The following is a 23955-nucleotide window of genomic DNA, read 5'->3' as shown; positions in this document are numbered from 1 at the left end:
TTAGAAATTCCGGATTTTTAGTTTATCAAAATATTTTCTTCGGGATAGGTGTATTCTGTCTTTCCGATGCTTTTCAAAAGTCCGATCATCAAGTTCAGCAAACCAATTCTTCCGAAGAACATCAAAAATATTACAACATACTTGCTGTATTCAGAGAGTTGAGAGGTTATTCCCATAGAAAGCCCAACCGTTGAGAACGCTGAAAATACTTCAAAGGCTATCTGTATCAGCGAAAATTCAGGATTAAAAATAAGCAATAACATAATACCTGCACCTATGCTGGCTAAGGAAATCGATATGATGGCGAAGGCACGGTGTACAGCTTCAACAGCAATTCTTCGGGTGCCTATTTCAATATACTTTTTGTCACGTGCTATGGCGAAAATATTAAGTGTAGCGAGGGCAAAAGTTGTGGTTTTTATTCCCCCTCCCGTTGATGCTGGGGAAGCGCCTATCCACATTAAAAATATCATGAAAAGGATTCCGGGAATAGTAAAATCAGCCATATCAACAGTATTAAATCCAGCTGTACGCGACGTTACTGATGAGAACATTGCAGTGGTAAATTTTCCAAAAGCGGTTGTGTGTGGCAAAAGGTTGGTTTGTTGTTCAGAGAAAAGGAAAAAAACGGTACCTGCGGCTATCAAAATTACCGTTGTGTAGAGTACAATTTTGGTATTTAGATTTATTACCCTCGAAATAAATACACGATCCTTTTTGCTGAAAATATTGGTGATGAATTTCTTTAAATATTGAACAACATTGTACGCAATGTGATACCCAAGTCCGCCAAAGACGATAAGCCCCATTACAACCCACTGCATATAATAATTGAAGCGCAATCCGTTTTCATAAAGTCCATTTGAGGCGAGTGAAAAGCCAGCATTGCAATATGCTGAAATAGCATGGAAAACAGCAAAAAAGCCTCTACTTTTAAAAGAATCAATATGGGCCAGTGAATGATAGATGAACAGAGCGCCGATGCCTTCCAAAATCAAGGAAAAAACCACAATCTGCATTACGGTTTTCATCACGCTGTTAAGTTTGTCGTGTCCCAGAATATCCTTCATATAAAGACTTTCCTTGAACGAAGCACCACTTTTAAAGAAATAGGCAAAGAAAGAAGTAAATGTTAACATTCCCAAACCACCAATTTGAAACAAGATCATTATAATGGTTTGCCCAAATGGGGTGAAATCCTTTGCGGTATCAACCACAATCAAACCAGTAACGGCTGTGGCGCTTGTTGCTGTAAACAATGCATCAGTAAAAGTTATACCATTTGTAGTGGCGCTTGGAAGCATCAATATAAATGTTCCAGCTAGCGCGATGATGGCGAAACTACCAACAAAAAGAATGGCAGGGTTAAAGTAGATACTGTAAATTTTCCGAAGCAGAAAGGTGAGCCGTATAAAAAAATAAAACAATAGCCCATATTCTATAACATAGCGTGCATTAAAAAAAGTTTCAATCAAAGATGTTTCATAATTGGCCAAAATCATAACGACTTCTAGCACAATTAACAACAGTAGAATGAACAAGTTTATCCTGCTACTTCGATAAACATCTGGATCTTTTCGGTACTTATAGTATTTGTAAAAGTTAAATGCAATCAATGCAAATAACAAGCTGGGGAGTACAATGAGTTTGTACTTCCTGAAGTCATTGAAATTTTCAAAGCCGAAGTCAAAAATCAAAAACGAGAGTAGGCCTAGGTCCAAAAACCAAACGACAATATTCGTTAGGCTTGTTTTTTTCCAAAGGCTCATTTCAATTGATTTTTTATAGAAAGCATTAGTTCAGCCCCGCCATTATTAAGAATAAATGTAGCACAATCCTTACCGAAACCTTTGATTTTTGATGTTAAAACTTTCTTTTCAATTTCAAGTTTTGTCTGGCCGTCCAAAGAGAAAAGACACCCTTTAAAAAGAACTTCATCGCCAATAATTTCTGCAAAAGCCCCTATTGGCGCTGTACAGCCACCTTCCAGCGTCCTTAAAAATTCACGTTCTATATGAGTGGATATTTCGGAAGTGGAATCATTCAGTTTTGAAGAGGCTTCCTTACTAAAATCATCATTTTCTAAAGCCACAATCACCATTGCACCCTGTGCGGGCGCAGGAAGCATCCAGTCAAGTTCAATGAAATTTTCGGGCAAAATATTGATCCGTTCCAGTCCGGCTTTCGCAAAAATTGCGCCTTGCCAATCATTATCATTTAATTTCTGAAGACGTGTGTTAACGTTTCCGCGAAGATCCACCACATTGTGATTTGGATATCTGTGAAGCCATTGGGCCTGTCTGCGCAAGCTTCCAGTGGCAATAGTACCAGACTTTTTAAAATCAATTTCACCTTTAACTACCAAAATATCTTTGGAAGAAGCGCGCTCCAAAACAGCGGTTTGCACTATGCCATTGGGCAAAAGGGTGGGCACATCTTTCATACTATGCACAGCTATATCCACCGTTCCGTTTATCATTGCAACATCTAAGGTTTTTGTAAAAATCCCTGTGATGCCCATTTCGTAAAGTGGTTTATTTAATACTAAATCACCTTCAGATTTTACGGGTACAAGTTGCGTGTTATAGCCTAAATTTTCAAGTTTGGATTTTACAGTGTTGGCTTGCCAAAGTGCAAGTTCACTGTCGCGGGTACCAATTCTGATTGTTTTTTTCAAGATTAGGCAGTTTCAAGTTGGAAAACCCGTCTGATGAGTTCTATACTTTCGGCGGAGCCTTCTTCGCCTTTAAGGTGGTTGGCGAAATGAGTAGTAATTTTTTGAATAATGCGATCGCTGATTATTTCAGCTTGTTCTTCGTTGAACCCATCAATTTTTCTGCGTTGGTAATCTATTTCGCCAGCTTTAATTTCAACTAGTTTGTTTTTTAAGGCTTTTATGGTTGGCGCAAATTTTCGGTTGTCCGCCCATTGGTTGAATTCTTTCTCTACTTCCGCAATAATTTTTTTCGCCAAAGGAAGTTGCGCCGCACGCTGTTCCAAAGTTTGATCTGTAACCGCTGAAAGATCGTCTAAATGAACCAGCGTTACCATTTCATTCTCCAAAACGTCTTTTGAAACATTTTTAGGAATGGAAAGATCCAAGATTAGCAAAGGCTTTTTTATGTGTAAAAGTTCTTTCGAAATGGTTGGTTGCTGTGCACCGGTTGCCACTATCAAGACATCTGTCTGGGCTATTTCACTTTGAATATCTGCGTAATCTTTTACTACCAAATTAAATTTTCCGGCAATTTTTTCAGCTTTATTCTTTGTGCGATTTATAAGTGTTATTCGTTCGTTTTTGGTATGTTTAATCAGGTTTTCGCAAGTATTTCTACCTATTTTTCCTGTTCCAAAAAGCAAAAGATTTTTTTCAGAAACATTGGCCACTCTTGCCATTATATACTGAACCGCCGCAAAACTTACTGAGGTAGCTCCTGAAGAAATTCCAGTTTCATTTTTTATACGCTTGCTAGCCTGAATGACCGCATTGGCAAGCCGCTCCATAAAAGGATTGATTATTTCGTGTTTTTTTGCCTCTCGAAAACCATTTCGCAATTGACTGATGATTTCAAAATCTCCCAAAATTTGGCTATCAAGACCTGTACCCACATTAAAAAGATGCGAAACAGCATCGTGATTTTTATAAATATAGGCTACTTTTTCAAACTCCTCAACGGTGCCGTTGGTATGCTCGCAAAGCAATTTTATAATCTTGTATGGATGCTGTGCAAAACCGTAAAGCTCGGTTCGGTTGCATGTAGAAATTACGGTAAGTGAGGGAATTCCATCTGCTTTGGCCTGTAATAAGATTTTCTCTTTCGCATTGTTATCAATACTGAAATGACCTCGTATTTCAGCATCGGCTTTTTTGTAGTTAAGGCCGATGGCGTAAAAATTGCCTTCAAGTGATTCCCCAGAATATGTATTCAAGTTATTTTTCATCCACAAGTAATATTTGAGAAATAGGAAGATGCAATGCCTTTGACATTCATTTGGGTTTGCTTAAAAAAAGTTAAAGGACATTTCATATAAAAACACAGCAAATGTAAGTGCATTGTTTTTTAAAAAGTAACGCCAGCGGTATCTTTTGTGTCGATGTGTGTTAAAAATGGACTAAATATGACATTTATCATACTTTAACCCCTAAATTCGCGGTTTCCAAACAAGATTAATATAATTTTATTTAGAACTATTCTAAATAAAATCATTTTAAATATACTATGGATTCTCACAAAAATGTCGCTCAAAGTTTCTACGAAGAAACTATAATTGAACCAGGGTTTTTCATTTTGAAATTCAATAACGAAACTGATGAAAATCAAACTTTTAAGCGCGAAGTAAGCTCCAATTTCATTCAATTTCATTTCTGTATAAAAGGATCCGCTTCCTTTGTTTTTAATGAAGGGAATTATAAACTGCCCATTCAGGAAGGAAATTCATTGTTACTCTATAATCCGCAGCGAGATTTGCCATTGGATCTATCACTAGACCGCCATTCTTGGGTTCTTTCAGTATTGCTTCCTATTAATAAATTCCACGGTCTTTTTTCAACTGAAGCGAATTATATCACTTTTTTGAGCGACGAAAACAAAGACCGAAAATATTACAAGGACGCACACATTTCACCTTCTATGGCAATTGTATTGAACCAATTGATGAATTATAACCTGCATCCAACTATAAAACCGCTCTATTTTAAGGCGAAGGCATACGAGTTATTGAGCCTATACTTCAACAGACCCGCAGATGCAGATGTAGAACAATGTCCATTTTTAGCAGATGAAGATAATGTTTCAAAAATAAAAAAGGCGAAGCAGATTATGATTGCAAGAATGGCAGAACCGCCAACTTTACAGGAGTTAGCAGATGAAATAAACTTACCGATAAACCGATTAAAGGAAGGTTTCAAACAAGTTTACGGCGACTCGGTGTTCAGTTTTCTGTTTGACTATAAAATGGAGGTGGCTCGCCAACTCCTCGCGACAGGCTCACACAATGTTAACGAGGTGGGATTGAAAGTAGGATATAGCACTTCAAGCCATTTTATTGCTGCATTTAAAAAAAGATTTGGCACTACGCCTAAGAAATTTTTAATGGGGTTGAATACTTAAGGTTTTAAAGCCCATTGCGATGTAATTAAACTTACTCTAGAATTGATTGAGCTTACTCCATTTTCAATTAAATCAATTCATGATTTTCGTTTATAAAATGTGCTTGGGGTAGGTTCATTTTTATAGACAATTCTTATAAAACAGTATAACCCAAATCAGTAATTTTAAGATGGAATATGATTGTTAGTAATTATTCGTTATTGGTTATAAGAAGGTTAATTATTTTTCACTTAATTTATACTGTTTCTTAAATCCTAATACTAAACAACTTGAAAAAATCTGTCCACATGGCATATATAGGTATCATGGTATCTATAGTTGTGCTTGTAACAATTTATCTGGCTTATACTGGCTACAGTTATTACACGACTCCCTTAGAAGAACGTTTTTATCATCCACGATACAACTGGTTTAAAGCAAGTGGTCTCTATGGTCAGGGCTTGGGGGTTATTGGCACCTTCTTAATATTATTTGGGGTTTCTATATATATTTTGCACAAACGATACAACATATTGGGAAAATGGGTGCGGTTAAAATATCTTTTAGAATTCCATATTTTTCTTTGTACTCTTGGGCCTATTTTGGTTTTGTTTCATACCACATTCAAGTTTGGGGGAATAGTATCGATTGCTTTTTGGAGTATGGTTGCGGTGGTTGCCAGTGGAGTAATTGGGCGGTTTATATATATTCAAATTCCTCGAACCATCGAGGGTAGGGCATTAAGCCTCAACGAAGTTCAAAATATGAAATCCGATATTACCAAAGTTCTGGAGGAAAAATACAGCCTCAATCCACAAACTATACAATTGTTCCTAAATTTTACAAGCGCTGAAAAAGTTTCGAAAAAACCTTCTGTGGGTACACTAAAAAATGTTCTGAAAGAAAATAATGTATCTACTGAGGAACGCCATTCCATTATAAATAAAGTGAGGGAAGAACGATCTCTTTCACGGAAGATTGCCCGTTTGGAGACCATGAAAAAGTGGTTTGAATACTGGCACGTAATCCATATGCCTTTTGCATTAATAATGCTTGTTATTGTGATAATTCACGTAGTTGTGGCATTCACCTTCGGGTATAAATGGATATTTTGATGGATGAGATACTACTTGAGGAAACGATCATTTACGGCACTGTATTTTTACTTTGCGCAGGGATTATATTCTTTTATCTCCGGAAAAAAAACAAGGCTTCCAAAAAAACATTCCAAAAAGTTGAAATTGCCAAAGAAGAAGGTCTTCATGAGCCAGTTTCATTGCATCCATATATTGACCCCAACGTTTGTATAGGTAGTGGTGCATGTGTCTCCGCATGTCCAGAAAAGGATATTTTGGGTATTATAGACGGCAAGGCCACGGTGATAAATGCCTCCAACTGCGTTGGACATGGATCGTGTTTTCACGCCTGCCCCGTTGAAGCCATTTCCTTGCGAATTGGTACTGAAAAGCGAGGAGTCGATCTGCCACACGTAAACCAAAACTTCGAAACCAATATAAAAGGTATTTATATTGCCGGAGAATTGGGGGGTATGGGCCTTATCAAAAATAGTGTCGAACAAGGTCAGCAGGCCATAGACAGTGTTGTGAAAAGCAAAAAAATAAAGAAAAATGGCTGCTTGGATATCGTTATTGTAGGAGCGGGCCCAGCAGGGATTTCCGCATCGTTGGCAGCAAAAAAAGCTGGACTTTCCTCACTTACATTAGAACAGGATTCTTTGGGTGGGACGGTATTCACTTTCCCCCGTTCAAAAATTGTAATGACCTCTCCCATGAATCTTCCCTTGTACGGAAAGGTGAAATTGTTTAACACCTCCAAAGACGAATTATTGGCACTTTGGAAAAAGGTAATCCAGGAACATAATCTGGAAATAATTGAAAACACCAAGGTTGAAAATATAATTCCACAAAAAGACGAAACCTTTAAAATTTTAACCAATACAGGTAGGGAATATGTAGCCAACCATGTTCTATTATCAATTGGGCGTCGAGGAAGTCCAAGAAAACTTGGTGTGCCCGGAGAGGACACGCAAAAAGTCGCATACCGTTTGCTTGAACCTGAAACCATCACAGGAAAAAAGATTATGGTTGTTGGTGGTGGCGATTCAGCAATAGAATCTGCCTTGTTGTTGAGCGATGAAAACGAAGTGGTTTTATCTTACAGGAACGATAAATTTTCACGATTAAAACCCAAGAATAAAGATAATATCCTAAAAGCCGAAGAAGCTAATTCCATAGATATTATTTTTGAGTCTAATGTGGTGAGTATTAACGAAAAGGACGTACTTTTAAAATTGAAAGATGACACTACCCAACAAGTAGAAAACGATTTGGTTTATATTTTTGCTGGGGGAGAGCTTCCAACACACTTTTTAGACAAAGCAGGGGTGAAAATCACCACGCGTTTTGGTTACATTTTAAAGAAATATTAAACTTTTGGGTGAAAATAATTTCAAAACATATAATCTCTTTAATTACACTTCTTGTTTGTTCGGTTGGACTATCACAGATATCCCCTGGTGATTTATCCACAGCCCACTCAAAGATGGAGGGAATGGGCAATTGCACGCAATGCCATGAACTTGGCGACAAAGTTACCGATCAAAAATGTTTGGATTGCCATACCGAAATCAAAAGCCTGATGAACCAAAAAAAGGGTTTTCATGCAAATTCAAAAGTGGAAAGCCAAGATTGCGTGAAATGCCACAGTGAGCATCACGGGCGTAATTTTGAAATGATTCGGTTTGATACTAAAACCTTCAATCATGATCAAACTGGTTATGAGCTTGAAGGGGCGCACAAAAAAGTGGATTGCCGTGAATGCCATTCCCCAGAAAATATTTCTGATTCGAAGATTAGGAAGCGTAAAGACACTTATTTGGGACTGGACAACAAATGTTTATCGTGTCATGAAGATTTTCACCAAGGCGGCCTTCCCAACGATTGCTTGCAATGTCACAGTATGGAAGCCTTTGCCCCTGTAAAAAAGTTTGATCACGATCAAGCAAAATTCAAACTACGCGGCAAGCACACCACGGTTGATTGTAAGGAGTGTCACAAAACAACCATTAAAAACGGGAAAGAATTTCAGCAGTTTACGGGTCTCGCTTTTGAGGACTGTAAGGCCTGCCATAAAGATCCACACAACAACCAACTTCCGGGGAATTGCGCTCAATGCCATACGGAGAGTTCGTTTTCAACTTTTGTTGGCAAGGGCAATTTTAATCATAGCAGAACCGGATTCAATTTAAACGGAAAGCACAGAACGGTTGATTGTTATAGCTGTCACACAAAAACAAGCAGCCCAACCCAAGTATTTCAGGATAAAATTGCTACCGATGAAAACAACTGTGTTGAATGCCATAAGGATCCACATGAAAATAAATACGGACAAGATTGTGCCAAATGTCATAAAGAAGAAAGTTTTGTGTCCCTTAAAAAAATGGATTTCTTTGACCATTCCATTACCGACTATCCCTTAGAAGGCATGCACACCGAAGTGGATTGCAGAAAATGCCATGTGGATCGTTTTTCGACACCTATAGATTTTTCAGAATGTAAAAACTGCCATGAGGATTATCACATGGGGGATTTTGCCGAAAATGGTATTTCCCCAGATTGCAAGGAATGCCACTCCATAGAGAAAAGCTTCGAACATACCTCTTTTACCATTTCGGATCATCAAAAATCGGGTTTCCCATTGGAAGGAGCGCATATTGCCACTCCCTGCTTTGCCTGCCATGTAGATGAAGTCAAGGATCGATGGACTTTTGCGAATTTAGGCAATAAATGTATTGACTGCCACACCAATATCCACAAAGGATATTTGAATGAAAAGTATATGCCCAAAAATGATTGTGCTTCCTGCCATGGCACTGAATCATGGGATTTAATAAACTTTGATCATACTAAAACTGATTGGCCTTTAACCGGGAAACACAATGAGGTATCCTGCCGAAAATGTCACTTCGAAATTTCTTCTAAAAACGAAGTTATATCTCAGAAATTTAGTACCTTAGAGACAAATTGTGCTTCTTGTCATGAAAATATTCATGGCGAAACTTTTGCGATAAACGGGATCACAGAATGCTCTAGATGCCATGTAACAACTAGCTGGTTTCCTGAAAAATTTGATCATGGTAAAACACGTTTTCCACTAACTGGAAAACATGAAGAAGTAGATTGTAAGGTATGTCATGAGGTAAACAATGAAAAGGGAGTACCTGTCGTTATATATAAACTAAATAAACTGGATTGCAAAGACTGTCATTCATAATTGGCTTCTTATTAATTTGCTCTCATATTCTGGGGCAGTCTCCTCACGGAAATTCTTTAAAAATAGATTGTGCCCAATGCCATAACCCAGAAGGATGGACGGTAGATTTACAGACCATTAAATTTGACCATAGTACTACTGATTTTGAATTGGAGGGCACCCACCAGCTTACCGATTGCAAATCCTGCCATACTTCTTTGGTTTTTAATGAAGCTCCAACAGATTGTATTTCCTGTCACACCGATGTACACAGCCAATCGGTTGGCAATGATTGCGTGCGTTGCCATACATCTGAAAATTGGTTGGTATTTAATATTCCAGAAATACACGAAGAAAATGGATTTCCGCTTATTGGTTCCCATTCCAACTTAAGCTGTGTGGAATGCCATAGCAACGAAAGTAGTTTAATTTTTAATCCTATTGGCAATGAATGTATTGAATGCCATAGAAATGATTATTTGGCGACCCAAAACCCGAATCATTCCCTTTCTGGATTTTCTCAGGATTGTATAGAATGTCATAATCCACTTGGTTTAGGGTGGGATTCAACAGGTATCATTCACGACTTTTTTCCTCTTACCCTTGGTCATGACATTCAGGATTGTAGCCAATGCCATGATGTAACAAACTTTTCGGATATTTCGGCAGATTGTTTTTCATGCCATAACGATGATTTCGCCCAAACCACAAACCCCAATCACACCAACGCAGGGTTTTCAACAGATTGTATTGAATGCCATACTACCAATCCTGGATGGGTGCCTGCAACTATAAATCACGATTTCTTTCCACTTACTTTGGGTCACGATATTCAAGACTGTAATGCCTGTCATGTAAATGGTAATTATAACAATACACCAACAGACTGTTTCGCTTGTCATGAAAACGATTATAATCAGACCAGCAATCCAAATCACATAGCGGCAAATTTCCCGACAGACTGTGCTGTTTGCCATACCACCAATCCTGGATGGGTGCCAGCAACAGTAAATCACGATTTCTTTCCACTTACTTTGGGTCATGATATTCAAGATTGTAACGCCTGTCATATAAATGGTAATTATAACAATACGCCAACAGACTGTTTCGCTTGTCATGAAGTCGACTATAACCAAACGACCAATCCCAACCATCAGGCTGCTAATTTTCCAACAGACTGTGCTGCATGTCATACAACCAATCCTGGGTGGACGCCAGCAACCTTAAATCATGATTTCTTTCCACTTACTTTGGGTCATGATATTCAAGATTGTAACGCCTGTCATATAAATGGTAATTATAACAATACGCCAACAGACTGTTTTGCTTGTCATGAAGACGATTATAACCAAACAACCAATCCAAATCACATAGCTGCAAATTTCCCGACAGACTGTGCTACTTGCCACACCACCAATCCAGGGTGGATGCCTGCCACTTTTGATCACGATAATATGTATTTCCCTATATATAGTGGAAAACACGAAGGCGAGTGGAACAGTTGTGTGGACTGCCATACAAATCCAAGTGACTATTCCACTTTTTCATGTTTTCTATGTCATTCTCAAGGCGATATGGCAGATAAGCACGATGGGGTAGGTGGTTATGTATATGAAAGTAATGCTTGTTTTTCCTGTCATCCAGATGGGTCAGCAGATTAATTTTTATGAAACAATTTTTGTACATCATACTATCAGTTTTTTATAGTACAACCTGTCTATTTGCACAGGATGATAAAGATACTATGGTCGGGAAAATTTCATTTGTTACTTCAAACAACGCGTACGTAAAATTTGATTCTACCGAAAAGATTGTAATTGGAGATATGCTTCAGATAAACGGTACCAATTGCTTGCAGGTAACAGAAAAATCCTCGACCTCGGTGGTGTGTTCAATTATAAACAATTGTGAAGTAAAAACGGATGATAGTGTTGTATATAAAATTACCGTTGCCAAGGAGCCTCCTATAATTTCCGAAAACAATGTAACTGATACCATTCCAACCAAAGTGATCCAGAAAAAGGGTACTTATCCAAAAAAACAATCTATATATTCGGAAAATATCAGGGGAAGAATTTCTGTGGCAAGTTATAATAATTTTTCAAACCTAAGGGAGGATCGCCATAGGATGCAGGGAAAATTTTCACTAAATGCGGATCAAATTAACGATGGAAAATTTTCGATAGAAACATTTCTCGCCTATCGGAACAACATATCGGTTCCAGAAAATTATCTGGGTAGGACCAGTATTTTTAATGTTTATAATCTGAATGCAAAATATGATGCCACGCCTACTCTTTCCCTTACACTTGGAAGAGAAATAAATTCAAAGGCCTCAACTTTTGGTGCGAATGACGGTTTACAAATAGAAAAATATTTTGGAAACTTTTATGTGGGCGCCGTGGGCGGTTTCCGTCCAGATTTTTTCGACTATGGTTTTAATTCAGATTTGCTTCAGTATGGTGGCTATTTTGGAATTGAAAGTAAAACGTCCAACTATTATGGCACAACCACATTAGGTGCAATGGAGCAGACCAATGCGGGAGCAACGGATAGACGGTATGTTTTCTTTCAGCATTCCAGTACCATTGCCAGCAACCTAAATCTTTTTGGTTCTGCCGAAATGGATATTTTTAGCAAAACCGGAAGTGCAACCCGATTGACCAATCTGTATGTGTCCGCAAGATATCGTTTTAGTAAGGCAGCCAATCTTATGATTTCCTACGATTCCAGAAAGCAGATTATTTATTATGAAACTTTTCAATCTGAAATTGAACGAATATTGGATGATGATTTAGCCAGGCAGGGGATACGAGCCCGATTAAATGTACGGCCCGTAAAGATTATTTGGATGGGAGCTAGTTATAGCACTAGGTTTCAGACAGGTGAACAAAACAAATCGGACAATATATATGGGTATATTACCTTAACTAAAATCCCAGCTGTGGGAGGCAGGTTGAATGCAACTTATAATATGAATACCTCCAGATATTTAAAAAGCAATATATTTTCCGTACGGCATTCAAGGGATTTGGTTAAAAACAAACTAAACGCTGACTTTTATTATCGAATGGCAGATTATGATTACGAAAACCAAAGCACAAAATACAAGCAAAACTACTATGGTATGGCGTTATTGTACCGAATTTCCAGAAGTTGGCAGTTCAATATATCAGGCGAAATGTCGCAGTTTGAAAACGAAAACAGCTATCGTTTTTACACCCAGCTTACCAAAAGATTTTACAGTAAAAAGAAAAAATAAACAGATACAGATGAAATTTTATAATACCCTAAGCCTCGGAGTTATTGCAATGTTCTTATTGGCCTGTAACAATGGTCCCAAGGTGATTACTTCAAATGAAACACCTTCGGCGAAATACGATAGCGGTATTTTTTCAGAAGAAGACAACCAAACAATTGAAGCTCCAATGGAGTCTGGTGGCTTTACCGAAAATTTACATACTGTTGTGGTGTCAAAAATACTTCCGACAGAGAAATACATTTACTTAAACGTCACCGAAGGGGGAAAACAGTTTTGGATCGCTACAGGAAAACAGGAAGTGAATGTTGGGGATACTTATTTCTATCGCGACGGCCTACTAAAGACCAACTTTGAAAGCAAGGAATACAAGCGAGTGTTTGATACTATATATCTTGTTTCTAAATTTGTACCAAAAAACCATGGAGGCAATACCGGAAACTTAACGGCAAACTTTGCAGAAGGAAATTCAAAAAACCCACAGCTAAGTCAAAAGGAAACTATTCCTACCCATACCGAAGAAATCAAGCAACACAAGGGTTCCATAAAAATAGCTGAATTGGTTGCCAATCCGTCTGCGTATGAAGGTAAAACCGTCCAAATAACTGGGAAAGTAGTAAAGGTAAACCCAAACATTATGGACCGTAACTGGATTCATCTACAGGACGGCAGCAAGAATGATTTTGACCTTGTGGTTACATCAAACACGTTTGTTCCCGAAGGAAAAATAATTACAATTCGTGCGGAAGTAGGATTGAATCGTGATTTTGGTGCCGGCTATCGCTATGATCTTATTTTGGAAAATGGTACGATTATAGAATAGTTATGCTATGATATAATGTCAAATTTTCGTTTTCTAATATATGCCAAAACACTTATAAAAATAATACAGCCCACTGCGATATATACCCAACTTGGGATAGGGACAGGATCCCCTGTTGCATAGGAGTGCAAGCCTGATAGGTAATAATTTACCCCGAAATAGGTCATAATCACGGTGCCTAAGCCAAAAATTGTAGCCAAATTATAGGCAAACAGTCCACGCAATTTTGGAATCAGTCGCATATGCAATATAAAGGCGTAGACCAGTATGGTTACAAGGGCCCAAGTTTCCTTGGCATCCCAACCCCAATAACGACCCCAGGATTCGTTTGCCCAGACGCCGCCCAAATAGGTGCCTATACTTACCATAAACAATCCACCAATAAGGGTAAGCTCGCTTATATAGCTCATTTCTTGAATAATTCTTTTAACCCGGATCTTGTTTTTATCAGAAATAAAAATCATTAAGATTAAGTTTATCAAACCAATGATTGCTCCTAACATCAAAAAACCATAGCTGCCTGCTTCCAAGGATACGTGAATGGTAAGCCAATACGATTTCAACACGGGTACCAAAGGGGTAATCTCTGGGTCTAAAAAGCTTAAGGTAGAAACAAATAGGATGGTGCCCGCCAAAACCATGGTCGCCGCTAAGCCCCCAAAGGATTTTCGGGTAAATAGAATTCCCGCCAAAGTTGTGGTCCATGCAATATAAATCATAGATTCATAGCCATTGCTCCAAGGGGCCCTGCCGGATACAAACCAGCGCATTCCAAGCCCAACGGTATGTAGCACAAAACCAATTGCCACCAAGGAAAAAAGGACAATATATACCTTCTTTAAATGCCAACTCGGTTTAAAGACCGAAACAAACAAAAAGAACAATAGCAAAACGCCCAAAATCATATAAAGCCCAGCCAAACGAGTAAAAACATTCATCTTGTTAAGCAAGATTTCAATATTTATTTTAGATTCCGAAGGCATTACCGATCCGCCTTTTGCTACTTGATACCCTTTGAGTTCTGCCAACAAATGTCCTGCATGGCTATAGTCCTTGGTTGAGGTTGCCTTTTGTAGTTCACTGCCATATGAATTAAAGAAATTATTGGCAACGGTGCTATGGTCGTGACCATCGTCCTGGTTATGGTTGCTGTATCCTTCCCAGGTATTATTGGGATCGTTGGGCCTAGGAATTATTTTGAGCATACTCCCTGAAAAGACCATGCTCAATATGTTGAGCCGCTCGTCTATTTTCAGTAATTCCTTTTCGTATACTCCGCGGTCTATGGGTTCAAGGCTATAAACTCGTCTTACTTCGTCCTGAAATTTATATTTTCCGCTTTCATCAAAAAAATCTTTATAGGAAGCGTATTCTCCCGAAACTCCCAAGAGTTTTTGGATATCCTCATGTTTGCCCAATTTAATTAAGGGCACGTCATACCAATCTTCTTTGTTTACAAACATACTCAGTACTACCTGGTCTGCATTTAGGCCGTCCCAACTTTCTTTGCGCGTTATTTTTCGAAGCACTTCGCGGGATAAGGTATGCATCGGTTTCATTCGTCCTTTAAAATCCTGTACTACAACTGTACTAAAAGCCTCCGCATGTTCTTTCGAAACAGCATTTTTAATATGGATGTCAGTCTGGGCATTAATCACAGAACAGAAAAAGAGCGCAATAAGAATGGTAAAGGTGCCACTTTTGGCCCTGATGGCCTTGATTTTTTGTATCAGGCTATAAAAACGAGTGTTCTTGCTGAAGAGGGTCAAAATCATTCCCAGGGTAAGGAGCGCATATCCTATATAGGATATAATAGTTCCCCACCAATCGCTATTAACGCTTAGATAGGTTCCTTTCTCGTCCCTGTCAAACGAGGATTGAAAAAATCGGTACCCACCATAGTCTAAAATATTGTTCATATAAATGCGGTAGTCCATATTCACATTTTCAACTGGATCCACAACGGTTACTTCGCTTGCATATGAAGAAGCGCTATTGGTGCCGGGATATTTATCCATAATAAAATCGTTCAGTTTTACCGAGAACGGAACTTTTATTTCTTTGGAGCCATAGGAAGCTGAAATATTTAAATCTTTAAAAGAAAGATTGGATGGATTTCCAGGAAACCCTTTGTTGCCATATATATACGTTTCCTTGGTTTCTCCATTGACAGTAATATCCATCACCACCGCTGTATTGCTTTCGTTTTTAACTTTGGGGTCAGCCGACTTAATAAATGTCTTGGCACTCGGATTGAATTCTGAAAAAACGAAATTGTTCACTCCGTCTGAATATAAAGACCGCAACAACAAGGGTCTGTACTCCCCACTAGGGTTAAGAGTATCTTTTTGTTGGGTGGCCATAACCGTTTGGGTAAGGGTTCGGTTAGTCAGGAAGATAGCTCCCTCATTTTCATATTTAATGTTAATAGCATCAGCTATGGCTTGGTCATTAAAGTTGTAGAGGAGGGCACCAATACGTCGTGTTTGACCTTTTTCAAGATAGTATTCTTCCCTGCCGTTGGCGCCTGCAATCACAAGCTTTATAATTGGTTTGCCATCCAAACTGCTGGGCTCGATTTGTTGTTCTGGATTGGGGATAAACTCCTTTACTATAACCTCTATCAATTCATTTTCAACAAGATACGATTCCTTAAAATGATTATTTCCGAGGGAAGCGAACAAAACGGGTTCGTCAAAATTATATGTAGTTCCATTCTTTTGGACTTCAAACTTTAAATAGGTATTTGATGAAAGAAAGGTGTTGGCGGCATCATTTTCACGGATATGCATCACTCCCTCAAACCCGAAATAACGGGTTACCCCTGCACCAATCAATATTATAATAATGGACGCGTGAAACATTAAAACTGCCCATTTGCGCTGCTGCACCATTCGGAACTTAATGATGTTTACAAGAATGGTGATGCCAAATAAAAGAAGCAGCAACTCGAACCACCAAGACTTAAAGATTACCTTTTGAGCGGCACTGGTACCAAAATCATTTTCAATAAAAGTTGCAATGCCTATTGCAGCTGCAAATAGTATAAAATACAATCCTGCAGCACGGGTCGAGAAAAATTGGGAAAGTATTCGTTTTAGGCTCAAAATGACTTCTTTTATATTTAGGTTTAAACTTCAATGTAGTACAAGATATTGTTTTTTAAGTAAATAATATTAAAAAAGCATCTCGCACTTTTCTAATCAAATTTAATAATACTCAATTGACCCGTCTTTACTCCATAGATGGTTCCTTGATTTCTAAGAAAACAAGTGTTTTAACTCTTTAAAAATCATTATTAATTATAATCCAAAAACCTTAAGCAGACAACTCTCGCTTCAATTCTCACTATTCACAATCACCCCTCCTATGTCTTCCTTTTGATGTACTTTTACATTTCTAATCCCATCAATGACACCCGAAACAGAAATCGTAACCACCATATTTAAAGACCTCTCCTTTAAGCCAGAAGAAATCCAACTATTGGTGTGTAGTTTTGAAAAACTTCACCTTCCCAAGAACAGCTTGTTACTGGAAGCGGACCAACAGGTGTATGACCAATATTTTGTGGCTGAGGGTTGCCTGCGCACCTATTACATAGCTCCCGACGGCAAGGAACACACCGTGCAATTCGCTATAGCCGATTGGTGGATCAGCGATTACACTGCCTTCTTCAATAGCAGTAAGGCCCTGATGCATATTGAGTGCATACAGGAAGCCACACTCTACAAAATATCTAAAAATGATATGGAATCTCTCTACCAAGCCATGCCTCGTTTAGAGTCTTACTTCAGGAAGAAGATGGAACGCGCCTTCGCTTCCTTCCAAAAAAGAATTATTGCAAACCTATCCCAATCAGCTACAGAACGCTATTTAAATTTTATCCACACCTACCCAAACATAGAACAAAATGTTAAAAATTACCACATTGCTTCTTATTTGGGAATCACAACCCAGAGCCTGAGCCGCATCCGTAAGGAACTGGTGCAGGCGTAGTTTATTACCATAGGTCAACTTTTTTGTAGGGTATGTGCCCTAACTTTGTATTCAATAAGAGTAACTGCAATACATAACCAGTAGGCTATACTAATTTCAGCACTTCAAAAACTATTATGAAACACAAAATGATATTATTAGCGGTGGTTATTGCCGCAGCGGTTACTTCCTGCGGAAATAAGCAAGAAGACAAGACTAAAAATGAAGTATCAAACACTTTAAAAGAAAAAACTATGAAAAAGGTATTATTTGTATTGACAAGCCATTCCGAATTGGGAAACACTGGCGAGAAAACAGGATTTTGGATTGAGGAATTTGCCGCTCCCTACTATTTGTTAAAGGACAAAGGCGTTGAGATCACCATTGCCTCTCCAAAAGGTGGACAACCACCCATAGATCCTAAGAGTGCAACCCCAGATGCACAAACCCCAGCAACAGTTCGTTTTAATGGTGACAAAGAGACTCAAGAAATTCTTGCAAATACAGTGAAACTAGAAACGGTTGACCAAGCAGGTTTTGACGCAGTGTTCTATCCAGGAGGACACGGACCGTTGTGGGATTTAGCCGAAGACAAAAATTCCATTGCCCTTATAGAATCCTTTTATAAGAATAACAAACCAGTAGCAGCAGTATGCCACGCTCCCGCGATTTTCAAAAACACAAAAGCAGCTGATGGCTCGCCTTTAGTAAAAGGAAAAAAGGTTACTGGGTTCACTAATAGTGAAGAAGAAGCTGTACAACTAACAGATGTTGTTCCATTTTTGGTGGAAGACATGCTTAAGGAAAATGGAGGTGAATACTCAAAAGGTGGTGATTGGGCTGCATATGCAGTTGAAGATGGCCTTTTAATTACCGGTCAAAACCCAGCCTCTTCTGAATTGGTTGCCGAGAAACTTTTGGATAAACTGAACAATTAAAAAATAAATCAAATGACTATGAATTTAGTAGAAGATTTAAAGTGGCGCTACGCCACCAAAAAGATGAATGGCAAGACCATTCCGCAAGAAAAACTGGATTATATACTTGAAGCTGCCCGATTGGCCCCTTCCTCCTCTGGCCTACAGCCTTATAAGATATTCGTAATATCAAACAAAGAGCTATTACAGAAAATAAAAAGTGTTGCTTGGGACCAAAGTCAGATTTTAGATGCCTCACATGTATTGGTTTTTGCAGCTTGGGATGGATATACTTTAGACAGAATAGAATCTGTTTTCAATTATACCTTGGATCAACGTGGCTTGCCACATGAAACCATGGACGCTTATAAAGAAAAGCTTTGGGGCATGTATGAACCACTGAGCCAAGAATGGCAAGCAAATCACTCCGCAAAACAGGCATATATATCTTTCGCTATGGCTATTGCAGCCGCAGCCGAACAAAAGGTAGATGCTACACCTATGGAAGGTTTTACTCCTGAAGCGGTTGATGAGTTGTTGGGATTAAAAGAACAGGGATTAAAAAGCGTTTTGATATTAACTTTGGGCTATCGCGATGAATCGGAAGATTGGTTGGTGAATATGAAAAAAGTGCGCACCCCGAAAGCAACGTTTATTACGGAATTAAAATAGTGTTAGATTAATAGTTAGTTTAAGTTGATAGATTTATTAGATTGTTCCTTCGTAAAACCCCCATATTTCTTTGAAAAAGGAAATGTTGGGGGTTTTATTTTTTAAGATTTTAAACCATTATGACCCCCATTAGAAAATATAAGCTTTTGCTATGTCATCATAATTTTAAATAGCCCTTCTCGCTTTGAAGGTTCAATTATAAAAGACTAATTTTGTTTTTCCAAAAAATTGACTTTATGAAAAGCCCAGTAACAATTTGCAAACCCAGAGAAGATGCTTATTTGGGCATTTCATCTTCCTATTTCTCAAATACTGAATACAGATGAAAGGAGTCCTCCTTGTAAATCTCGGTTCGCCAGACAGCACCGACCCAAAAGATGTAAAGAAATACCTCGATGAGTTTTTGATGGATCCTCGGGTCATTGATGTTCCTTTTTGGTTCCGTTCATTCTTGGTGCGCGGCATTATTTTGAATACCCGCCCAAAAAAATCTGCAGAAGCCTACCAAAAAATTTGGTGGGATGAAGGTTCGCCTTTAATTGTTATTTCAGAAAGACTTCAGAAAAAAATTCAGGAGAAAACAACCGTTCCTGTTGCTTTAGCAATGCGCTATGGAAGTATGACCCTTAAAAAAGGTTTGCAGCAATTGGTAGATCAAGGTGTTGATGAAATTTTAACCATTCCGCTCTATCCACAGTTTGCAATGGCCACTACTGAAACTATTGATGTGAAGGTGGAAGAACTTAAAAATGAATTCTTTCCACAGCTAGAAATTACATCGCTTCCCGCATTTTACAACAAGCCAGAATATATTGAGGTACTTTCAAAAAGCATTTCTGAAAAAATTAAAAACCTAGATTACGAACATCTATTGTTCAGCTATCACGGCGTTCCCGAAAGACACATTTATAAGCGAGACATAACCAAAAGCCATTGTAAAATTGATGGAAGTTGTTGTATAACACCTTCGCCCGCCCACGAGTTTTGCTATCGCCACCAATGTTTAAAAGTAACCGCATTAGTTGCGAAAAAATTGGATTTACAGCCTGGAACCTATTCAACATCGTTTCAATCGCGTTTAGGTTTTGATCCATGGCTAAAACCACCAACCGATAGAACCATAGAACGTCTAGCCCTTGAGGGGACTAAAAAAATGGCAATCGTAACTCCAGCCTTTGTAAGCGATTGCTTAGAAACTTTAGAAGAAATAGCCATGGAAGGCCAAGAAATTTTCCACGAAGCTGGTGGAAAGGAATTTACTGTAATTCCCTGCCTAAACGACCGCGACGATTGGGCCGAAGTAGTGACAGGCTGGATAGATACATGGCGCATTGTGGATGTAAAAACTGCAATTGCCTAATGAAACCAAGCCAAAGCGCCACCCTAGGCACCGAATCCATTGGTCGTTTATTAATAAAACAAGCAGTACCCGCCTCTATTGGAATTTTGGTAATGTCCCTAAACATTTTGGTGGACACGATTTTTGTGGGAAACTGGATTGGCTCCATTGCCATCGCGGCCATAAATGTGGTTTTGCCCGTTTCATTTTTTATCGCAGCACTCGGAATGGCAATTGGTATTGGTGGGTCTTCAATAATTTCACGCGCTTTAGGGGCCGGCCATAAAGAGCGGGCGCTTAAAACTTTTGGAAATCAAATCACCTTAACGCTATTGCTAACTACCGCCATGGTTGTTTTCGGTTTGGTTTTTATTAATGACCTGATTCCCGCTTTCGGGGGAAAAGGCGATATCTTTGAACCCGCAAAAATTTATTACCGCATTGTACTCTACGGCGTGCCGCTCTTGGCGCTTTGTATGATGGGAAATAACGTAATTCGCGCCGAAGGGAAACCAAAATTTGCAATGATTGCAATGATAATTCCATCGGTGGGAAATCTTGTTCTTGATTACATTTTTATTAACCTTATGGATTTGGGAATGGCCGGTGCCGCCTGGGCAACGACTATTTCTTACGGCCTGTGCTTTCTATATGTATTGTGGTTCTTCTTAAGTGGCAAATCTGAACTGAAAATAAGTTTGCCACACTTTGGGTTGGATTTGCCCATTCTGAAAGAAATGTCTGCTCTCGGATTTGTTACCCTTGCACGACAAGCAGTAGTGAGCGTTACCTACCTGTTGATGAATAATATTCTGTTCGATATTGGCGGCGAATCTTCCGTTGCATCCTACGGAATTATCGCCCGAATGTTGATGTTTGCACTTTTCCCCGTTTTGGGTGTCACCCAAGGATTTCTTCCGATTGCTGGTTACAATTATGGCGCACACCAATTTACTCGCGTTCGTGAAAGCATCAATAAAGCAATTATGTATGCGGGTGGTTTGGGACTTGTTATTTTTGCTGCGATAATGATTTTTCCCGAGCAAATTGTTTCTGTATTTACCACAGATCCCGATATACTTTCTGAAACACCACATTACATGCGCTGGGTTTTTGCGGCAACGCCAATTATTGCTATCCAGTTGATTGGTTCGGCTTATTTTCAGGCAATTGGAAAAGCAGTTCCTGCTTTATTGCTTACGTTGACGCGACAGGGATTTTTCTTTATTCCGCTTATTTTTATTCTTCCGCATTACTTTGGGGAACTTGGGGTTTGGATTTCCTTTCCAGCGGCCGATATACTTTCAACTATTGTAACGGGTTATTTTTTGAATCGAGAAATTCGAAAGACCCTGAAATAAAGCCTCAGTTCAAAGTTTTTATTTGCTCTGTTCAGACTCTTTTTCAAAAAAAATCCTTCTAAAGGAAATGCATATATTTGCCGCCTTGTATAAAACTTAAAAAAATATTATGAAAAAAATGATGAAATTAAGTGTAATTGCCTTTTTAACATTACTTGCCGTTGGATGCAATAAAGACGATGACTCCAACAACGATAATGGTGCAGCAGATGGAGAATTGATAGCTAATGTTGATGGCAACGAATTTAAAGCTTCAACCCAAGTGGGCGCAACTCTTTATGCCGGAACATTTAACATAACAGCTATTAAGCCTTCAACTGGAGAAACCATTGTAATAACTGTTTCAAACGCTTCAGAAGGAACTTTTGATTTGGGTCCAGATGCAAATGCACAAAGTGGAGCGATTTATATGATAAGTGGCCAAGATGCTTACGGTTCTGTAGGTGAAGGCGGAAGTGGCCAAATAATTATTACCAAGTTGGATTTGGATAATGAAACCGCAAGTGGAACTTTTAGCTTTACCGCTGTTCACCAAATAGTGGATGGTAATGGTGTAATTATCACAGAAACTGTTGAAATTACTGATGGGGTGTTCAATAACATTACACTTGCAACCACAATACCGGGCGGTAATAGTACGCTTGAAGCAAAAGTTGATGGGAATGATTTGAACGCTGACAGTGTTACTGCCTTGAAAATTACCTTTGGAGGAAATACAAACATTGTTATAACCGCTAACAACAATACCACAAATCAAAATCTATCATTAAGTTTTTCAGACAATCTAACTGTTGGTACGTATAGTGCTGCTTCAGACTATGTGGGCATGTACAACCCAAGTTTGGGAGGAGGAACAAACAATTATGCCGCTGAAACAGGAACTTTGACCATCACGGCCATCGACCTTACTGCAGGCACTGTTGAAGGTACTTTCAGTTTTACAGCAAAACGTTTGGACCCTAATGATCCAGACGTTACTTATGAAATTACCGCTGGAAGTTTTTCTGCCGAAATTCAATAGAAAAAATATTAAGTTTTAAAAAGGCTTTGGAATATTCCAAGGCCTTTTTTATTTTCAATTAATTTTGACTTGGATATACGTATAACACTTAAAGATTGAAAGTAAATTTTTAGTATATTTAATTGCTGACCAATCTTTTCAATTATGAAAAAAATCTTCCTTCTTTTTGTCACCAGTCTTACAATGCTGGTCACATTTGCGCAACCCGCTGGAATGTTGAACGAAACCTTCCGACTGAAATCATTGTCCGTTGGAAATGGTTATTTAACCCCAAATGGGGAAAATCCCACTATTACAATATCAGATCAAGCTGGGGATTATTCGGTTGAAGCTAACGGAATCACCAATACACTTTCCGCGGAAGCAACATTCAGTGGCAGTTCCATTACTCTTGATACTAATTCCATTACGTTGGATGACTGTACTGGCTCAGCTTGTTATTATGAAGACTTATATTTTTATGACCTCTTGACAAATATGAATCTCGATTCCAAAACGTTTACGTATTACTACTCTGAAAACAACAGCTATAAATTTTTGAGGCTGAAGGATGCAAATAACAATACAGCATATTATAGTACCGAACCTGCGCCTGTAGCCAATACCATGTTGTTTCAAACATGGTATCTCTTTATGCAGGAAGGAGATATGGGAGATCCTATTTTTTATAGCGGTCCCAATCCACCCCAAATAACTATAAATCCAGATTTTACATACACTGGCATTGAAAGCTGTGCAATCATCAGCGGGGATTTTATTTTGGGCTTTGGCGACAATTATTTATTTCCCTTACAGCCACAGAATTACATAAATGACGAAAGCAATTGCGAACCGGGAGAAGCGGAATACTCATTGTTTGAACTTACCAATAGATCACTTTTAGATACCAGCGTTTATGAAGGAAATGACGGAAATGATTATCTTCAGTGGGAATATGCCCCAGGCTTTCTCTCCCATTTCACAAACGTGTTACTCTCAACTCCTGAAAATAACCTGGCCGATTTAAAGATTTATCCAAATCCTGCCCAAAACAAATTGATTATTCAATCCGCTATTAATTATTTTGATTCTGTTTCCATTTCAGATATTAATGGAAGAATAATAAATTCAACAAAAAAATTGATTTCAAATGAAATAGACGTTTCAGCCTTAAACTCTGGAATGTATTTTATAACCATTACCGCTTCCGAAGGGAATATTACTAAGAAGTTCATCAAAAATTGATT

18 protein-coding genes are annotated in these 23955 nt (G+C 38.5%); 14 read left to right on the top strand and 4 right to left on the bottom strand.

The features are described from left to right. Positions 1 to 17: 17 nt before the first annotated feature. From ESU54_RS01420 to hemA, 3 genes are read right to left on the bottom strand one after another with little or no spacing between them, the layout of a single operon-like run. Entirely contained in the window at positions 18 to 1769 is a 1752-nt protein-coding gene (locus ESU54_RS01420) for a TrkH family potassium uptake protein (protein ID WP_111842894.1), read from the bottom strand. Beyond that, positions 1766 to 2677 (bottom strand): hydroxymethylbilane synthase, encoded by a 912-nt coding sequence (hemC, locus tag ESU54_RS01415; protein WP_200830085.1) that lies wholly within the window; start codon positions 2675 to 2677, stop codon positions 1766 to 1768. Before hemC ends, ESU54_RS01420 begins: the two co-directional genes overlap by 4 nt. A gap of 2 nt (positions 2678 to 2679) precedes the next feature. Then, entirely contained in the window at positions 2680 to 3942 is a 1263-nt protein-coding gene (gene hemA, locus ESU54_RS01410; protein ID WP_111842896.1) for a glutamyl-tRNA reductase, read from the bottom strand. Between the two features lie 278 nt (positions 3943 to 4220). Here hemA and ESU54_RS01405 point away from each other — a divergent pair, with 278 nt between their 5' ends. From ESU54_RS01405 to ESU54_RS01380, 7 genes are all read left to right on the top strand, one after another. Then, positions 4221 to 5111 (top strand): AraC family transcriptional regulator, encoded by an 891-nt coding sequence (locus ESU54_RS01405; protein WP_111842897.1) that lies wholly within the window; start codon positions 4221 to 4223, stop codon positions 5109 to 5111. A 287-nt stretch (positions 5112 to 5398) separates the two neighbouring features. Next, the gene (locus ESU54_RS01400; protein ID WP_235004471.1) at positions 5399 to 6205 is read left to right on the top strand and encodes a hypothetical protein; all 807 of its coding nucleotides are present in this window, start codon (positions 5399 to 5401) and stop codon (positions 6203 to 6205) included. Continuing rightward, positions 6205 to 7539, top strand: coding sequence for an NAD(P)-binding domain-containing protein (locus tag ESU54_RS01395; protein WP_111843255.1), 1335 nt, complete (start codon positions 6205 to 6207; stop codon positions 7537 to 7539). The genes ESU54_RS01400 and ESU54_RS01395 overlap by 1 nt, the downstream gene beginning before the upstream one ends. A gap of 122 nt (positions 7540 to 7661) precedes the next feature. After that, positions 7662 to 9383: a cytochrome c3 family protein gene (locus ESU54_RS01390; protein ID WP_146743944.1), complete on the top strand. Its 1722-nt coding sequence runs from the start codon at positions 7662 to 7664 to the stop codon at positions 9381 to 9383. Next, positions 9362 to 11023 carry a hypothetical protein gene (locus ESU54_RS01385; RefSeq protein ID WP_146743945.1) on the top strand — a complete coding sequence of 554 codons (1662 nt, stop codon included), beginning with the start codon at positions 9362 to 9364 and terminating at the stop codon, positions 11021 to 11023. The genes ESU54_RS01390 and ESU54_RS01385 overlap by 22 nt, the downstream gene beginning before the upstream one ends. A gap of 5 nt (positions 11024 to 11028) precedes the next feature. Then, positions 11029 to 12624 carry a hypothetical protein gene (locus ESU54_RS17735; protein ID WP_160113237.1) on the top strand — a complete coding sequence of 532 codons (1596 nt, stop codon included), beginning with the start codon at positions 11029 to 11031 and terminating at the stop codon, positions 12622 to 12624. 10 nt (positions 12625 to 12634) lie between these two features. Next, positions 12635 to 13444, top strand: coding sequence for a GW dipeptide domain-containing protein (locus tag ESU54_RS01380; protein WP_160113238.1), 810 nt, complete (start codon positions 12635 to 12637; stop codon positions 13442 to 13444). A gap of 5 nt (positions 13445 to 13449) precedes the next feature. Here ESU54_RS01380 and ccsA read toward each other — a convergent pair whose 3' ends face one another. Next, entirely contained in the window at positions 13450 to 16551 is a 3102-nt protein-coding gene (ccsA, locus tag ESU54_RS18195) for a cytochrome c biogenesis protein (protein WP_317046600.1), read from the bottom strand. A 304-nt stretch (positions 16552 to 16855) separates the two neighbouring features. Here ccsA and ESU54_RS01370 point away from each other — a divergent pair, with 304 nt between their 5' ends. From ESU54_RS01370 to ESU54_RS01340, 7 genes are all read left to right on the top strand, one after another. Next, a complete protein-coding gene (locus ESU54_RS01370; protein WP_111842902.1) occupies positions 16856 to 17440 on the top strand; it encodes a Crp/Fnr family transcriptional regulator in 585 nt (194 codons plus the stop codon). A 116-nt stretch (positions 17441 to 17556) separates the two neighbouring features. Then, positions 17557 to 18357, top strand: a complete 801-nt coding sequence (locus ESU54_RS01365) for a type 1 glutamine amidotransferase domain-containing protein (RefSeq protein WP_111842903.1) — start codon at positions 17557 to 17559, stop codon at positions 18355 to 18357. Between the two features lie 18 nt (positions 18358 to 18375). Further along, positions 18376 to 19008, top strand: coding sequence for a nitroreductase family protein (locus ESU54_RS01360; protein WP_111843256.1), 633 nt, complete (start codon positions 18376 to 18378; stop codon positions 19006 to 19008). 322 nt (positions 19009 to 19330) lie between these two features. Continuing rightward, on the top strand, positions 19331 to 20368 hold the full coding sequence (gene hemH, locus ESU54_RS01355; RefSeq protein ID WP_111842904.1) for a ferrochelatase: 1038 nt from the start codon (positions 19331 to 19333) through the stop codon (positions 20366 to 20368). Then, positions 20368 to 21708: an MATE family efflux transporter gene (locus tag ESU54_RS01350; RefSeq protein WP_111842905.1), complete on the top strand. Its 1341-nt coding sequence runs from the start codon at positions 20368 to 20370 to the stop codon at positions 21706 to 21708. Before hemH ends, ESU54_RS01350 begins: the two co-directional genes overlap by 1 nt. A 118-nt stretch (positions 21709 to 21826) precedes the next feature. Beyond that, complete coding sequence (locus tag ESU54_RS01345; protein WP_146743946.1) at positions 21827 to 22729, top strand: DUF6252 family protein; 903 nt, start codon at positions 21827 to 21829, stop codon at positions 22727 to 22729. A 144-nt stretch (positions 22730 to 22873) separates the two neighbouring features. Beyond that, positions 22874 to 23953: a T9SS type A sorting domain-containing protein gene (locus ESU54_RS01340; RefSeq protein WP_111842907.1), complete on the top strand. Its 1080-nt coding sequence runs from the start codon at positions 22874 to 22876 to the stop codon at positions 23951 to 23953. Positions 23954 to 23955: the final 2 nt, after the last annotated feature.

Source organism: Aequorivita antarctica, assembly GCF_007997155.1.
Classification (GTDB): Bacteria; Bacteroidota; Bacteroidia; order Flavobacteriales; family Flavobacteriaceae; genus Aequorivita; species Aequorivita antarctica.
Note: the sequence above shows the minus strand (reverse complement) of the source record. Positions and strands in the feature narration are given on the sequence as shown.

Excerpts from the sequence above, each read along its gene's own strand:
- hemH (WP_111842904.1), top strand. The coding sequence starts at position 19,331 with ATGAAAGGAGTCCTCCTTGTAAATCTCGGTTCGCCAGACAGCACCGAC.
- ESU54_RS17735 (WP_160113237.1), top strand. The coding sequence starts at position 11,029 with ATGAAACAATTTTTGTACATCATACTATCAGTTTTTTATAGTACAACC.
- hemA (WP_111842896.1), bottom strand. The coding sequence starts at position 3,942 with ATGAAAAATAACTTGAATACATATTCTGGGGAATCACTTGAAGGCAAT.
- ESU54_RS01370 (WP_111842902.1), top strand. The coding sequence starts at position 16,856 with ATGACACCCGAAACAGAAATCGTAACCACCATATTTAAAGACCTCTCC.
- ESU54_RS01405 (WP_111842897.1), top strand. The coding sequence starts at position 4,221 with ATGGATTCTCACAAAAATGTCGCTCAAAGTTTCTACGAAGAAACTATA.
- ESU54_RS01395 (WP_111843255.1), top strand. The coding sequence starts at position 6,205 with ATGGATGAGATACTACTTGAGGAAACGATCATTTACGGCACTGTATTT.
- ESU54_RS01350 (WP_111842905.1), top strand. The coding sequence starts at position 20,368 with ATGAAACCAAGCCAAAGCGCCACCCTAGGCACCGAATCCATTGGTCGT.
- ESU54_RS01365 (WP_111842903.1), top strand. The coding sequence starts at position 17,557 with ATGAAACACAAAATGATATTATTAGCGGTGGTTATTGCCGCAGCGGTT.
- ESU54_RS01390 (WP_146743944.1), top strand. The coding sequence starts at position 7,662 with ATGGGCAATTGCACGCAATGCCATGAACTTGGCGACAAAGTTACCGAT.
- ESU54_RS01360 (WP_111843256.1), top strand. The coding sequence starts at position 18,376 with ATGAATTTAGTAGAAGATTTAAAGTGGCGCTACGCCACCAAAAAGATG.
- ESU54_RS01380 (WP_160113238.1), top strand. The coding sequence starts at position 12,635 with ATGAAATTTTATAATACCCTAAGCCTCGGAGTTATTGCAATGTTCTTA.
- ESU54_RS01340 (WP_111842907.1), top strand. The coding sequence starts at position 22,874 with ATGAAAAAAATCTTCCTTCTTTTTGTCACCAGTCTTACAATGCTGGTC.
- ESU54_RS01420 (WP_111842894.1), bottom strand. The coding sequence starts at position 1,769 with ATGAGCCTTTGGAAAAAAACAAGCCTAACGAATATTGTCGTTTGGTTT.
- ESU54_RS01345 (WP_146743946.1), top strand. The coding sequence starts at position 21,827 with ATGATGAAATTAAGTGTAATTGCCTTTTTAACATTACTTGCCGTTGGA.
- ESU54_RS01400 (WP_235004471.1), top strand. The coding sequence starts at position 5,399 with ATGGCATATATAGGTATCATGGTATCTATAGTTGTGCTTGTAACAATT.